The following is a 13697-nucleotide window of genomic DNA, read 5'->3' as shown; positions in this document are numbered from 1 at the left end:
TCAGCCCGAGAAAGACAACATACAGGTAGGTGGTTTCAATAATCTCGACACGGAGTCGTGTTTCCCCTGCTTCCCAAGAAGAAAACGCACCCTAACATATTTCTGTAGGGTGTTTTTTTACAGGCACCAAAACAAATGCAAAATTTCTGAGGAATTCCTCTGGTGGCGTTTTTTTCACAAAGCGAATAAATGAAGTCGAGGAGATACATCTTGTGAAAAAGACTCAAACAGCACCACTGAAAGAAAAAAAATGGAGCGCATTGCGCTCCATTTTTTATCGATCACTGTAACGGATCAGGACATATTGGACAGGATGGCACCTTTCACCGCATCCAGGTCCGCATCGATTGTCACCATGCGGCTGTCCTGGCATTGAGCAATGGCCGTGTCAGGGTCCTTCAGGCCGTTGCCGGTCAAGGTACAAACAATGGTAGAACCCTCCGGAATCTTGCCCGCCTTGATATCGCGCATGGCGCCACCCAGAGATGCCGCAGACGCCGGCTCACAGAAAATGCCTTCCTTTTCGGCCAGCAGCTTCTGCGCCGCCAGGATTTCCTGGTCGCTCAGCTCGTCGAACCAGCCGCCGGATTCTTCCTGCAGGGCCCAGGCCTTGTCCCAGGACTGCGGGTTACCGATACGAATCGCCGTGGCCACAGTTTCCGGCTCTTTCACCGGCCCACCACGCATGAAGGGCGCGGCGCCTTCAGCCTGATAGCCGACCATCTTCGGGGCACTGTTAACCACGCCGGCTTTCTTGTATTCGCTGTAGCCCATCCAGTGGGCGGAAATATTGCCCGCATTGCCAACCGGCAGACAGTGGAAGTCCGGGGCACGGCCCAGCTCTTCGACAATTTCAAAGGCAGCAGACTTCTGGCCCTGCAGACGATAGGGATTCACGGAGTTGACGATAGTTACCGGCGCCTTTTCCGCCACCTGCTTGACCAGCTCCATGCCCTGATCGAAGTTGCCACGGATCTGCATGATCACCGCACCATACATCATCGCCTGGGCCAGCTTGCCCATGGCGATCTTGCCTTCCGGGATCAGTACGAAAGCGGTGATGCCGGCACGGGCCGCATACGCAGCAGCAGCGGCAGAAGTGTTGCCGGTGGACGCACAGATGATGGCATTGCTGCCCTCTTCCACGGCCTTGGTCACCGCCATGGTCATGCCGCGGTCCTTGAAGGAGCCGGTGGGGTTCAGGCCTTCGTATTTGACGTAGATATCCACGTCTTTGCCCAGCATTTTAGGGATATTCTTCAGGCGGATCAGGGGCGTATTGCCCTCACCCAGGCTGATGATGGGCGTGTCATCATTCACCGGCAGGTGGTCACGATAACGGTTGATCAGGCCGGTGTAACGGTCACGAAAAGGCATGTTCAAATCTCTCTCATAAAGCGTCAGACGTCTGACGTCGGACGTCAGACTCGGTATTTCAGGCGTCCAGTGTCTCAACTCTGATACGCATTATATCGCTATCCACGGTATCCAGTGCACCGATCTTGGCCAACGCCAGGTTCATGTCACCCTCGCGGACTTCGTGGGTCATCATCACGATGGGCACCAGCCCCTGGTCCACTTCCCGCTGTATCATGGCATCAATGCTGACATTGTTGTCACTGAGGATGCGGGTCACGTCGGCCAGCACACCTTTCTTGTCCTGCACATGCAGGCGCAGGTAGAAACAACAGGACACATCGTCGATGGTCAGGATCGGCTCATCGGACATGTGGTCAGTGTGGAAGCCCAGGTACGGCACCCGCTCGTCGTGGTCCACGGTCAATGCGCGGCCCAGTTCGATGATATCGGCCACAACCGCAGAGGCTGTGGGCTCGGCACCGGCGCCGGCGCCGTAGAACATGGTAGGGCCCACGGCATCACCGTGGATCATCACCGCATTCATGACCCCGTTGACCGCCGACAGCATGGTTTCCTTGGGCACCAGGGTCGGATGCACACGCAGTTCGATGCCCTTGCCGGTGTCCTTGGCGATGCCAAGATGCTTGATGCGGTAACCGAAGTGGGCTGCGCTGGCCACATCTTCGGTGGTGATGCGGCTGATCCCTTCGGTGTAGACCTGGGAGAACTGCAGCGGAATACCGAAGGCGATGGACGCCAGAATGGTCAGTTTGTGGGCCGCGTCGATACCTTCCACGTCGAAGGTGGGGTCCGCTTCCGCATAGCCCAGCTGCTGGGCTTCGGCCAGCACGTCATTGAAGTCGCGACCGCCCTCTTCCATCTCGGTGAGGATAAAGTTGCCGGTGCCGTTGATGATGCCCGCCAGCCAGTTGATGTGGTTGGCAGCCAGCCCCTCGCCCAGGGACTTGAGGATGGGAATCCCCCCTGCCACAGAGGCCTCGAAGGCCACGTCCACGCCGTTATCCTGAGCCGCCTGGAAGATCTCGTTGCCATGCTCGGCGATCAGGGCCTTGTTGGCAGTGACAATATGCTTGCCGTTCTTGATAGCGGTCAGCACCAGCTCACGGGCAGTATCGATGCCACCGATCAGCTCTACCAGGATATCGATATCCGGATCCGTGGCCACAGCAAAGATATCCCGGGACAGGCGAATACCCTGGGTGTCACAGGCGGGGTTATCCCGGCGCGCACCGATGTGGGTGATTTCAATCGGACGTCCCACGCGGCGGGCAATATCCCGCGCATTGCGCTTGAGAACGTTGACGGTGCCTGAGCCCACAGTGCCCAGACCAGCAATACCCACCTTCACCGAATCCACAGCCTATCCTCGTTTCATTTATCAGTGTGTTGAAAAGCCCTGTCGTGACTTCCCACGCTACCCCTGCTGCCGCAAGGGCAAAATCAGCCCAGCAGGCCATCCTGGCGGAACATCTTCTTGATGCCGCGGATAGCCTGCCGGGTCCGTTGTTCGTTTTCGATCAGCCCGAACCGCACGTGATCGTCGCCGTAATCACCAAAGCCGATACCCGGGGACACCGCCACACCCGCATCGGTAAGCAGTTTCTTGGAAAACTCCAGTGACCCCATCTCCCGGTATGGCTCGGGAATTTCCGCCCAGACGAACATGGTGGCACGAGGTCTTTCCACCTGCCAACCGATCTCCGCCAGGCCGTCCACCAGCACATCCCTTCGTTTACGGTACATCTCGCAGATGTCGGCCACGCAGGTCTGATCCCCTTCCAGGGCCGCGATGGCGGCCACCTGAATCGGTGTAAAAGTACCGTAATCCAGATAGGATTTGATCCGTGCCAGGGCATGAATCAAGTCCTTGTTGCCACAGCAGAAGCCCACCCGCCAGCCGGGCATGTTATAGCTCTTGGACAGGGAGAAGAATTCTACAGCCACCTCTTTTGCCCCCTCCACTTCCAGGATGGAAGGCGCTTTGTAGCCGTCAAAGACGATATCCGCATAGGCAAGATCGTGAACCACCCAAATCTGGTGTTCACGGGCAATGGCCACCACCTTCTCGAAGAACGCCAGGTCCACGCACTGGCCGGTGGGGTTACCCGGGAAATTGAGCACCAGCATTTTCGGCTTGGGCCAGGATTCCTTGATAGCCCGCTCCAGCTCCACGAAGAAATCCACCCCTTTCACCATAGGCACGTGGCGGATATCCGCGTTGGAGATCACAAAACCATAGGGGTGGATCGGGTAACTGGGGTTGGGCACCAGCACCGTGTCTCCCGGGCCCATGGTAGCCAGCGCCAGATGCGCCAGCCCTTCCTTGGAACCGATGGTGACGATGGCCTCGGATTCCGGGTCCAGATCCACGGCATAACGGCGCTGATACCAGTCGGCAATCGCCTTGCGCAAGCGAGGAATGCCGCGGGACTGGGAATAGCGGTGGGTATCCCCCCGCTGCACCGTTTCGGTGAGCTTGTCGATGATGTGTTTCGGAGTGGGCTGATCCGGATTGCCCATGCCGAAATCGATGATGTCCTCACCCCGCGCCCGCGCTGCCTTCTTCAAGTCGCCAACGATATTGAAGACATAGGGCGGCAGACGACGAATTCGCTGGAAATCTGTTTCCACGACAACACCTTGGGTGAGGGAAAAATGAAGGCGGACACATTAACGGCGCATCTCTGCGCCGTCAATGTATTCACGCTGTATTCCCGGCCCCAAAGCGCCGGATTACGCGGGGTTCAGCCTGTCACTCGAGCCGCTCGAGAAGCTGCTCCGGGGTCACATAGCCACCCAGTTGCTCGCCGTCGATGGAGTAGATGGCCGGGGTGCCCCGTACGCCGAAGGTGTTACCCAGCTGATACTGTTCATCCACCGGTTTGGCGCACTCGGTCAGCTCGGCCTGGACCACCTCGTCTTTCAGCTTGGCATCGGTGAGCGCCTGGGCACGATCCTCTGCGCACCAGATGTGGCGCATGGCCGCCGCCGCTTCAGTGGTCGCACCACCGCGGGGGAAAGCCAGGTAGTGAACGGTAACGCCCGCGGCGTTGTACTCGTCAATATGCCGATGCAGCTTGCGACAGAAACCACAGGTAATGTCTGTGAACACATAAACCTCGGCTTTTTCGTCTTCCGCCGTGTAGGTGATCATGTCAGCCGGATCCAGTTCCTTGATACCCGCTTTGCGTACCTTCTCGAAGCGCTGCTCCGCCGGGTTCACTACCTCACCGTCCTTGATCTCCAGCAGCTTGCCGATGAGGATGTGACGGCCATCTTCGGTCATGTAAACGCTTTCGCGACCGTTTACATCCAGTTCGACCATGCCTGCCACCGGTGAAGCACGCACTTCGGTCACTTTCATGCCGTCAAAGGCGTCCTCAAAAGCGGCCTTGGCCTTGTGGCCGTTAACCGCGTCATTGCCCTTGGATTCAGAGCTTGTATCCGCGCCACAAGCCGCCATCAGCCCCGTCATCAGTAGCACCAAAAAACCTTTATTCATCTTGTCGTTACTCCTTCTGCTAACTCTTGGAACCTGCCCGGCCGGTCAGGTTCCCGAGCGGGGGTGATGTTTCTGGTACAGATCCTGTAACCGCTGCTGGGCCACATGGGTATAAATCTGGGTAGTGGACAGGTCACTGTGGCCAAGCAACAACTGCACCACCCGCAGGTCTGCCCCGTGATTCAGCAGATGGGTGGCAAACGCATGACGCAGTGTATGGGGTGAGAGTTTTTTTTCCACCCCGGCGACCATAGCCATCTGCTTGATACGATGCCAGAACGTCTGGCGGGTCATACAGGTGCCTCGTCTGCTGGGGAACAGCAGCTCCTGATTGTCCCCCAACAGCAAAGGTCGCGCCTCACGCAGATAACGGGCCAGCCAGTGAAGCGCCTCTTCGCCCAGGGGAACCAGACGTTCCTTGTCGCCCTTGCCGATCACCCGCACCAACCCCTGGCGCGGGTTAATCTGGCTCTGCGTCAGGGTAACCAGTTCGGTAACCCGCAAGCCGGTAGCGTAGATCAACTCCAGCATGGCCCGGTCACGTAGGCCCAACGGGGTGGACACATCCGGCGCCGTCAGCAGCGCTTCCACATCCGCTTCGGTGAGGGTTTTCGGCAGCGGCCGGCCGGTTTTCGGTCGTTCAATCAACAGCGCCGGGTCTTCTTCAATCTGCCCTTCCCGCTTCAACCACCGGAAGAAACTCTTTACCGCCGACAATTGCCGGGCCACCGAGCGGGCACCCACCCCCTGCTGATGACGGTCCGCCAGGAATTCCAGTAGCTGGTAACGCTGACATCGCAGCAAGTTGCCATGCTGACCCTGCAGCCACACCGCCAGCTGGCGAATATCACGCCGGTAACTCTCCAGGCTGTGCTCGCTGAGCCCTTTTTCCAACCACTGCTGATCCAGCCAGCTGTCGATCAGGCGCCCATGATCATCGGTTAACTCGGTCATTTCTGAATAAGGCCCCAAACAGCAATAAAAAACAATGGGTTAAACTCAAATACAACACAGGAGCACATGAGCCTTTTACCAAAAATTACGTCCAAAAACGCGCACGGTAGACGACATGGCCGCCCTTTTGCGGCAACAATGGAGCCGCCTTACATCTGACAAACGGCTACCAAGGAGAGGAAATATGGGCATTTTATCGTGGATTGTGTTTGGCCTAATCGCCGGCATCATTGCCAAATGGATCATGCCTGGCAAGGATCCGGGAGGCTTTATCATCACTATCCTGATCGGTGTGGCCGGTGCCTTCGTGGGCGGCTGGCTGGGATCCATCACCGGCATCGGTGGCTCCATGGGCGATTTCAGCCTGGGCAGTTTTGTCACCGCCATCGTCGGTGCCCTGGTACTACTGGCGCTCTACCGGATGCTCAGGAAAGCATAAATACCCCGTGCGGCTTCACCAATGGCGAAGCCGCACCCCTACCGCGACAGCCATGATAAAACAATTAGAAGAACTCTATCGGCTCATCGGTCAGCAGATTAACGGCAGTCCCCGGCAGAAAGGCATCTTCATATGCTGGATCGGGCAGCCTATCTACTGGATCATATTCCTGGGATGCGCCGCGGGACTGACCCTTTCCGTCTTTATCGAGGGCGTCTACAACCCCCTGCTTTGGGCTGGCTTGGCGTGGGGTCTTATTGCCAGTCTGATATGGCTGGCCATCGCCCTGTTCGGCAGCCGCACGCCCATGTCCGAGAGCGGGGAAAACCGGTTTGCCAATTTCACCATCCTGCTTTTCGGCCTCAGCGGCATCGTCTCGTTGTTACTGGTAGGCCCATTCAATCTGGTTACCGGCATTGTCCTCACCGGCTGCGTCCTTATCGGCCTGCTGCTGTTTCCTGCGCCCCAGATCACCCTGGTGTTCGCCTGCTCCATGGCCGCCATACTCGCCTACGCCATCGCCGTCAGCCTGGATAGCACGCTGTATCGGCCCTTGCTTTCCCCCGTGGACTACCGCCCGGCACAGGTCTGGTATGACATGATGACCATCATGGCGGCTGGCCTGATCATCATTAAAGATTCCTTTACGGTTGCCGCACTCACGTCTACCTGGCGCCATCGGGAAGCCTCCACCTTTGACCGCTCCATACGCGACCCTCTCACCGGTGTGGTCAATCGCGGGCACTTGTTACAGACCCTCAACCAGCAACTTTCCCTGCCAGTGCGCAATCGCAAAAGCCTGGCTGTGGTGCTCATGGATGTGGACCATTTCAAACAGATCAATGACCGTTACGGCCATGCCATTGGTGACCAGGCTCTGATTCATGTTGCCGAGACGCTGCAGGACAATCTTCGCGACAATGACCTGCTGGGGCGTTACGGGGGCGAGGAGTTTCTGATGCTGCTGCCCGGGGCCACCCTGTCCCAGGCGCAAAATGTTGCCGAGCGGTGTGCCGAGGCGCTACGTCGCAACACAATGCCGATTGCCGGCTCTCCAGCCATCAAGCTCACCGCCAGTTTCGGTGTCAGCAGTACCGGGGAAGCATCTGCGATAGATGCCCATACACTGATTGAGGAAGCAGACCGGGCCATGTACACCGCAAAACACCAAGGGCGAGACCGCGTGGTGACCTATTCACGGCCGCAGTGACCCGAAGCGTACGCACCCTCTGTCCTCTGTGACAGACACAAAAAAGCCGCGCCCTTTCGGGAGCGGCTTTTTTGTGTGGAGCATTCTGTCTGGCCAGAGGTCGATTTCGCATGCCCTACAGCAAAGGCTAAACCGACATTCGCTCGCGACAGAAGATACGCGCAGGGTCTTAGCGGATTTTTTCCTTGATCCGGGCAGACTTGCCAGAGCGGTCGCGCAGGTAGTACAGCTTGGCGCGGCTTACATCACCACGACGATTCACTTCGATGGAATCGATCAGCGGGCTGTGCAGCTGGAATACACGCTCAACGCCCACACCGTGGGAGATTTTGCGAACGGTGAAGGCAGAGTTCAGGCCACGATTGCGACGTGCAATCACAACGCCCTGGAACGCCTGAAGACGCTCACGGCTACCTTCCTTTACTTTCACTTGCACGGTGACGGTGTCACCGGCGCCGAATTCCGGCAGATCGGATTTCAGCTGGGCTTCTTCGATGCCCTGGATAATCAGGTTCTTGCCACTCATGGCAGTGCTCCTAGTCTGTCGTTTTTGCTGTATGCGGCGACTGCTCGGCGATGTATTCGTCCAGCAGCTGCTGCTCTTCAACGCTCAAACCCCGCGCCCGGCGGGCTTCCAGCAGGTCGGGACGCTGTTGCCAGGTCCGTCCCAGCGCCTGTTTCAGACGCCAGCGGCGAATCAACTCGTGATTGCCGCTCAGCAGTACCGTCGGTACTGCCTGCCCGTTGTACACCTCCGGGCGGGTGTAGTGGGGGCAATCGAGCAGATGTTCGAATTCACCGGAAAACGAATCCTGCTCGGCGGAATCCTGGTGTCCCAGCACTCCGGGTAACAGTCGGCTGACCGCATCGGTCAACACCAGCGCCGGCAATTCGCCGCCGCTGAGCACGTAGTCGCCGATGGAGATCTGTTCATCCACTTCGGCCTCGAGCAAACGCTCGTCCACGCCCTCATAGCGCCCCGCCAGCAAAACCAGGCCGGGCTTTTCCGCCAACTCCGCGGCTTTCGCCTGGGTCAGCGGCTGCCCCTGGGGGGACAGATAGATCACGGTGGCCGCCGGATTGGCTGCACGGGCCGCCTGCAGGGCTTTCGCCAGCGGCTCCACCTTCATCACCATGCCTGGGCCGCCGCCAAAGGGGCGATCGTCCACGGTACGGTGACGATCTTCGGTGAAATCCCGGGGATTCACAGTGTCCAACTGCAATTGGCCGTTTTCCACCGCTCGCCGGGTCACACCGAAGTCAGTAATCGCTTTTGCCATTTCCGGGAACAGAGTTACCAGCGTTACCGAAAAAGGCATTTAAAACTCCGGATCCCAGTCCACCGTCATCCGGCCTTCGGCCAGATTCACTTCGGTGATCACATCGTCCGGCAGCCAGGGAATCAGGCGCTCGCGCCGATCCAGGCTGTTGCTGTCGCCGCGTACCGCCAGCACATCGTTGGCACCGGTTTCCAGCATTCGCACCACCTTGCCCAGGTCCATGCCGTCCACGTGATGAACGCGCAGGCCGATCAGGTCGCGCCAGTAGTACTCACCCTCCCCGGAGGTAGGGAGCAGATCACCGGGAACCCCGATTTCCTGCCCTACCAGGCTTGCCGCCGCTTCTCGATCGGTAATTCCCTCGATCTGTGCGATAAGCCCCTTGCCCTGAGGACGGAAGCCAGTGAGTTTCACCGGCTTCCAGTGGCCACCCTGTTTCAGGTGCCAAGGCTGGTAGTGCTGGAGGTTATCCATGGGATCGGTATAGGAATACACCTTTACCCAGCCCTGAATGCCGTGCACCCCGAGGATGCGACCGACCACCGCCAGCTCAGAGGACACTTGCCCTCCCCCTGCCATCAGGCTTCCTTACGGGCCTGCTTAGCCAGGGTTTTGACACGGTCAGACAGCTGCGCGCCTTTGGCAACCCAGGCGTCCAGGCTTTCCAGGTTCAGCTTGAGAGGGATTTCACCGCCGCGGGCGATGGGGTTGTAGAAACCCAGCTGCTCGATGAAACGGCCGTCACGGGCGTTACGGCTATCGGCAACAACAATGCTGTAGAACGGGCGCTTCTTGGAACCGCCACGGGCAAGACGAATAATTACCATGGTTCATTTACCTTTTATCAATCCGGTTTCCCGGCCTATCTCGTGATAAGCCATCGTATCCGCTTGAAAGCCAGCCCTGACACACAGGGAAGGCCGCGAAGGGCGCGAATTATACAGAGGGACGAGGCTGGCAACAAGCACCACGCAACACGCTTTCTACAGCGCCCCTGTAGGAGTACCTCTTGAGGTGCGAACCTCGCGCAGCGAGGACATTGCCCGCAGGGCAATCAGGGCTTGCCGAACTCGACAGGTTTCTCCCCTGGGATACACACCCTCAAGGACAGTTCGCACCTCGAGAGGTGCTCCTACAATAATATCGGGAGCCTCCCCCCCCCAAAAACGCAACGCGGGCAGAGAGGCGGCTTAACCACCCACTCTGCCCGCGTTGCAGCTTGCGGCTTGAAGCTTGCAGCTTTCTACATAGGCGGCATACCGCCCGGGCCGCCCATGCCACCCATTCCGCCAGGGCCACCGGGACCGCCGTTGCCCCCCATCATGCCTTCCATGCCCCGCATCATGTTCTTCATGCCACCCTTGGTGCGCATCTTCTTCATCATCTTGGCCATCATCTTCTGCTGTTTCATCAGACGGTTCAGGGCCGGGATATCCAGGCCGGCGCCGGCGGCAATGCGCTTCTTGCGCGACCCCTTGATCAGATCCGGGTTACGGCGCTCTTTCGGCGTCATGGAGTCGATCAGCGCTTCCATGTGTTTCATCTGCTTCATGGCCGCCGGGTCCTGGGCCGCCTGCATCATGCCGCCCATACCGGGCAGCTTGTCGAGCAGGCCCGCCATGCCCCCCATGTTGCGCATCTGCTGAAACTGGTCCTTGAGGTCCTCGAAGTCCATGGCCTTGCCTTTCTTGAACTTCTTGGCAATTTTCTCGGCCTTGGACTTGTCCAGCTTGCGCTCGGCTTCTTCCACCAGGGACAGCACGTCGCCCATGCCGAGAATCCGGCTGGCGATACGGTCCGGGTGGAACGGCTCCAGGGCATCGGTCTTCTCGCCCATGCCGATAAACTTGATCGGCTTGCCGGTAAGGTGGCGAACCGAGAGAGCGGCACCACCGCGAGAATCACCATCCGCCTTGGTCAGAATCACACCGGTGAGCGGCAGGGCTTCATTGAAGGCCTGGGCGGTATTGGCGGCATCCTGACCGGTCATGGCGTCCACCACGAACAGGGTTTCCACCGGGCTGATGGCCCCGTGCAGGCGCTTGATCTCGCTCATCATGTCTTCATCGACATGCAAACGACCGGCGGTATCGACGATCAACACATCCATGTAGCGACGACGGGCTTCTTCCAGGGCGCCGTTGGCGATGTCCACCGGGTCCTGATCGCCGGTGGAGGGGAAGAAGTTGGTCTCCACCTCCCCCGCCAGGGTTTTCAACTGCTCGATCGCCGCCGGGCGATACACGTCGGCGGATACCACCATGACCTTCTTCTTCTCGCGCTCCTGAAGGAAACGGGCGAGCTTGGCCACGGAGGTGGTCTTACCGGCACCCTGCAAACCCGCCATCAGGATAATGGCCGGCGGCTTGGTGGCCAGGTTAAGGGCGTCGTTGGCGTCGCCCATGGTATGGACCAGCTCGTCATTGACGATCTTCACGAACGCCTGGCCGGGGTTCAGGCTCTTCAGGACTTCCTGGCCAAGGGCCTTTTCCTTTACCTGTTCGACAAACTCTTTCACTACCGGCAGGGCCACATCGGCCTCCAGCAGTGCCTTGCGCACTTCGCGCAGGGTGTCGCGGATATTGTCTTCGGTCAGGGCGCCCTGACCTGCCAGGTTTTTAAGCGACGATCCCAACCGGTCGGTGAGATTCTCGAACATGGGGTTACCTCCAAATACACCGTGTCTGCGGCCAGCTTCAGCCACCGCAGGGACAGGGGCGCGATTATAGCCTTCCTTGGCCGCCAACGTCATGGGGCAGACACAGGCAGAAAATGAGAATGATTGTTGATAGTCAAGTTATGCCTATGCCAGACTTCAGCGGCCCGCCACTTTATTCGGGTAATGACGACGGATAACAACGACCTATGAACCTTTCCGTGATCAGTGGCTTTGCCGCCTTTATCCTGTACGGGGTTGCCTGCCTGATCCTTTACCGGCAGTACCGCGGACAACAGCGGCCTTCCCGGGCATCCATACTGGCACCTGGCGGCCTGGCCGTACTGGCCCATGGCCTCTGCCTTTGGCAAATCATCCTGACCCCTCAGGGGCTGCAGCTGGGCGTGTTCCCGGTGGCGTCAACAGTAGCGTTTGCAGGCGCGATCGTGGTGCTGCTCTCCAGCCTCTACCGCCCCTTCGAATGGATTTCTGCGCTGGTCTATCCGTTTGCAGCACTGACCCTCCCCGCCATGCTCTGGATCAACACCGGCTATATTGCTCATCCCCTGGCCCATGGCCTGGGTGTACATGTGCTGTTTTCCATTCTTGCTTACGCGGTGCTGGCCATCGCCGCCTGCCAGGCAGTGTTGCTGTGGGTACAGGACCGCCAGCTGAAAAGCGGCCATATTCGAGGCGTGATGCGGGTTTTCCCACCCATCCAGGTGATGGAGTCCATGCTGTTCGAAGCGATCTGGCTGGGCCAGATACTGCTCACGGTGGCGATCTTCAGCGGCTTCCTCTACGTGGATAACCTGTTCGCACAGAACCTGGCACACAAGAGCATCCTGACGCTGGTGTCCTGGGTGGTATTCGCGATCCTGCTGACCGGCCGTTATTTGCGCGGCTGGCGGGGGCGTACCGCCATTCGCTTTACCCTCAGCGGTTTTGCTGTGTTGCTGGTGGCTTTCTTCGGCAGCCAGTTGGTGCTGGAATTCATTCTCAAGCGGTGAGGCAGCAACAAGCTTCAAGCCACAAGCTGCAACGCGGGCTGGGCCGTGCTGATCGGATAGTGCCTTGCCCGCGTTTTTATAAAAGCTGTCCGTAGGAGCGTCGCTCGCGGCGCGATTCGGCGTTGATTGTGGCAACGCATTGCTGGGAAACCTGTCGAGCTCTGATATTCCTGATCGCCCTGCGGGCGATTTCCGCGCAAGCGCGGTTCGCACCTCAAGAGGTGTTATTCGCTGCGCTCACCCTTCGGGCCGCACGGAACTACATGCGTTACTCCGCTACGCTCCGTTCCTACAGCGGCTTCTTAGAAATGGCGGGCGAGGTTGGTGATATTCCCCACTCTTTCCTGCCCCAACAAGCGAAGCGCGTTGCTTGACACCCCCAACCCCCAGCCCGAACAATAGCGGGCCGAATTGCGGATAAACGACTTTTCCTTTGGATACCTACTCTGACGGGTGGCTGATAGGCGCCCTGATTGCCCTGATTCTTGGCTCTGCCTTCTTCTCAAGCAGTGAAACCGGCATGGTGGCGATCAACCGCTACCGTCTGCGTCACCTGGCCCGTCAGGGCCACAAGGCCGCCTCCCGGGTAGAGGGCCTACTCAAGCGTACCGACCGGCTGCTGTCTGTCATCCTGATCGGCAACAATTTCGTTAACAACTTCGCCGCCACCGTGGCCGCCATTCTGGCGATCCGCTGGCTGGGCGACAGCGGCGCCGCCGTCGCGCCGGTGGTAATCACCATCATCATGCTGGTGTTTGCCGAAATAACCCCGAAGACCTACGCGGCCATGAAACCGGAACGGGTCGCCTTCCCGGCCAGCGTGCTGCTGAAACCCTTGCAGGTCCTGCTGGCGCCCCTGGTGTGGATGGTCAACGGCGTCAGCATGATGCTGCTGCGGCTGGGCGGCATTCGTCCCAATGATCAGGACGACGATCACCTGAGTCCGGAAGAGCTGCGCACCGTGGTGAACGAGGCCGGCGGCCTGATTCCGGAAAATCACCAGAAGATGTTGCTCAATATCCTCGACCTGGAAACAGTGACAGTGGAAGACATCATGGTGCCCCGTAACGAAATGGTGGGCATTGATCTCGAGGATGACATGCACGACATCCTCACCACCCTGCGCTCCAGCCAGCACACTCGCCTGCCGGTATTCAATGGCGACCCGAACAACATGATTGGCCTGCTGCACCTGCGCAAGCTGAGCCGTTTGCTGCTCAAGGAAGACATCAACAAGGCGGAGCTGATGCAGCACACGGTGGAGCC

The 13697-nt window shown here is 58.8% G+C and carries 14 protein-coding genes; 4 read left to right on the top strand and 10 right to left on the bottom strand.

Features of this window, described 5'->3' with window-relative positions; all coding sequences use genetic code 11:
- Positions 1-294 precede the first annotated feature (294 nt).
- The 5 genes from thrC to xerD form a co-directional block, all read right to left on the bottom strand.
- Positions 295-1377, bottom strand: a complete 1083-nt coding sequence (gene thrC, locus HUJ17_RS04465; protein ID WP_290509546.1) for a threonine synthase — start codon at positions 1375-1377, stop codon at positions 295-297.
- 58 nt (positions 1378-1435) lie between these two features.
- Positions 1436-2737, bottom strand: coding sequence for a homoserine dehydrogenase (locus HUJ17_RS04460; protein ID WP_290509545.1), 1302 nt, complete (start codon positions 2735-2737; stop codon positions 1436-1438).
- Between the two features lie 83 nt (positions 2738-2820).
- Entirely contained in the window at positions 2821-4011 is a 1191-nt protein-coding gene (gene alaC / locus HUJ17_RS04455) for an alanine transaminase (RefSeq protein ID WP_290509544.1), read from the bottom strand.
- Positions 4012-4132: 121 nt separating this feature from the next.
- Positions 4133-4882 (bottom strand): DsbC family protein, encoded by a 750-nt coding sequence (locus tag HUJ17_RS04450; protein ID WP_290509543.1) that lies wholly within the window; start codon positions 4880-4882, stop codon positions 4133-4135.
- 45 nt (positions 4883-4927) lie between these two features.
- Positions 4928-5836, bottom strand: coding sequence for a site-specific tyrosine recombinase XerD (gene xerD / locus HUJ17_RS04445; protein WP_290509542.1), 909 nt, complete (start codon positions 5834-5836; stop codon positions 4928-4930).
- A gap of 184 nt (positions 5837-6020) precedes the next feature.
- Between xerD and HUJ17_RS04440 the strand changes: the two genes are divergently transcribed.
- On the top strand, positions 6021-6275 hold the full coding sequence (locus HUJ17_RS04440; RefSeq protein WP_290509541.1) for a GlsB/YeaQ/YmgE family stress response membrane protein: 255 nt from the start codon (positions 6021-6023) through the stop codon (positions 6273-6275).
- A 52-nt stretch (positions 6276-6327) separates the two neighbouring features.
- Entirely contained in the window at positions 6328-7485 is a 1158-nt protein-coding gene (locus HUJ17_RS04435) for a GGDEF domain-containing protein (RefSeq protein ID WP_290509540.1), read from the top strand.
- Positions 7486-7654: 169 nt separating this feature from the next.
- On the opposite strand, the gene rplS is transcribed toward HUJ17_RS04435, so the two are convergent.
- From rplS to ffh, 5 genes are all read right to left on the bottom strand, one after another.
- Positions 7655-8011: a 50S ribosomal protein L19 gene (gene rplS, locus HUJ17_RS04430; RefSeq protein ID WP_062816973.1), complete on the bottom strand. Its 357-nt coding sequence runs from the start codon at positions 8009-8011 to the stop codon at positions 7655-7657.
- Between the two features lie 10 nt (positions 8012-8021).
- On the bottom strand, positions 8022-8804 hold the full coding sequence (gene trmD, locus HUJ17_RS04425) for a tRNA (guanosine(37)-N1)-methyltransferase TrmD (protein ID WP_290509539.1): 783 nt from the start codon (positions 8802-8804) through the stop codon (positions 8022-8024).
- Positions 8805-9344 (bottom strand): ribosome maturation factor RimM, encoded by a 540-nt coding sequence (rimM, locus tag HUJ17_RS04420; protein ID WP_290509538.1) that lies wholly within the window; start codon positions 9342-9344, stop codon positions 8805-8807. It lies immediately after the preceding gene.
- Complete coding sequence (gene rpsP / locus HUJ17_RS04415) at positions 9344-9592, bottom strand: 30S ribosomal protein S16 (RefSeq protein WP_035247836.1); 249 nt, start codon at positions 9590-9592, stop codon at positions 9344-9346. Before rpsP ends, rimM begins: the two co-directional genes overlap by 1 nt.
- 416 nt (positions 9593-10008) lie before the next feature.
- Positions 10009-11424: a signal recognition particle protein gene (ffh, locus tag HUJ17_RS04410; RefSeq protein WP_290509537.1), complete on the bottom strand. Its 1416-nt coding sequence runs from the start codon at positions 11422-11424 to the stop codon at positions 10009-10011.
- A 206-nt stretch (positions 11425-11630) separates the two neighbouring features.
- Here ffh and ccsA point away from each other — a divergent pair, with 206 nt between their 5' ends.
- Positions 11631-12431, top strand: coding sequence for a cytochrome c biogenesis protein CcsA (gene ccsA, locus HUJ17_RS04405; RefSeq protein ID WP_290509536.1), 801 nt, complete (start codon positions 11631-11633; stop codon positions 12429-12431).
- A gap of 433 nt (positions 12432-12864) precedes the next feature.
- Positions 12865-13697, top strand: an 833-nt coding sequence (locus HUJ17_RS04400; protein WP_290509535.1) for a CNNM domain-containing protein, incomplete at its 3' end; no start/stop codon positions are given.

Source organism: Alcanivorax sp., from assembly GCF_014762765.1.
In the GTDB taxonomy this organism is placed as follows: domain Bacteria; phylum Pseudomonadota; class Gammaproteobacteria; order Pseudomonadales; family Alcanivoracaceae; genus Alcanivorax.
The sequence above is the reverse complement of the archived record's forward strand: the minus strand, read 5'-3'. Positions and strand labels throughout refer to the sequence as shown.

Coding starts and splice junctions, on each gene's coding strand:
- thrC (WP_290509546.1), bottom strand. CDS start 1,377: ATGCCTTTTCGTGACCGTTACACCGGCCTGATCAACCGTTATCGTGAC.
- HUJ17_RS04450 (WP_290509543.1), bottom strand. CDS start 4,882: ATGAATAAAGGTTTTTTGGTGCTACTGATGACGGGGCTGATGGCGGCT.
- xerD (WP_290509542.1), bottom strand. CDS start 5,836: ATGACCGAGTTAACCGATGATCATGGGCGCCTGATCGACAGCTGGCTG.
- HUJ17_RS04440 (WP_290509541.1), top strand. CDS start 6,021: ATGGGCATTTTATCGTGGATTGTGTTTGGCCTAATCGCCGGCATCATT.
- HUJ17_RS04435 (WP_290509540.1), top strand. CDS start 6,328: ATGATAAAACAATTAGAAGAACTCTATCGGCTCATCGGTCAGCAGATT.
- rplS (WP_062816973.1), bottom strand. CDS start 8,011: ATGAGTGGCAAGAACCTGATTATCCAGGGCATCGAAGAAGCCCAGCTG.
- trmD (WP_290509539.1), bottom strand. CDS start 8,804: ATGCCTTTTTCGGTAACGCTGGTAACTCTGTTCCCGGAAATGGCAAAA.
- rimM (WP_290509538.1), bottom strand. CDS start 9,344: ATGGCAGGGGGAGGGCAAGTGTCCTCTGAGCTGGCGGTGGTCGGTCGC.
- rpsP (WP_035247836.1), bottom strand. CDS start 9,592: ATGGTAATTATTCGTCTTGCCCGTGGCGGTTCCAAGAAGCGCCCGTTC.
- ffh (WP_290509537.1), bottom strand. CDS start 11,424: ATGTTCGAGAATCTCACCGACCGGTTGGGATCGTCGCTTAAAAACCTG.
- ccsA (WP_290509536.1), top strand. CDS start 11,631: ATGAACCTTTCCGTGATCAGTGGCTTTGCCGCCTTTATCCTGTACGGG.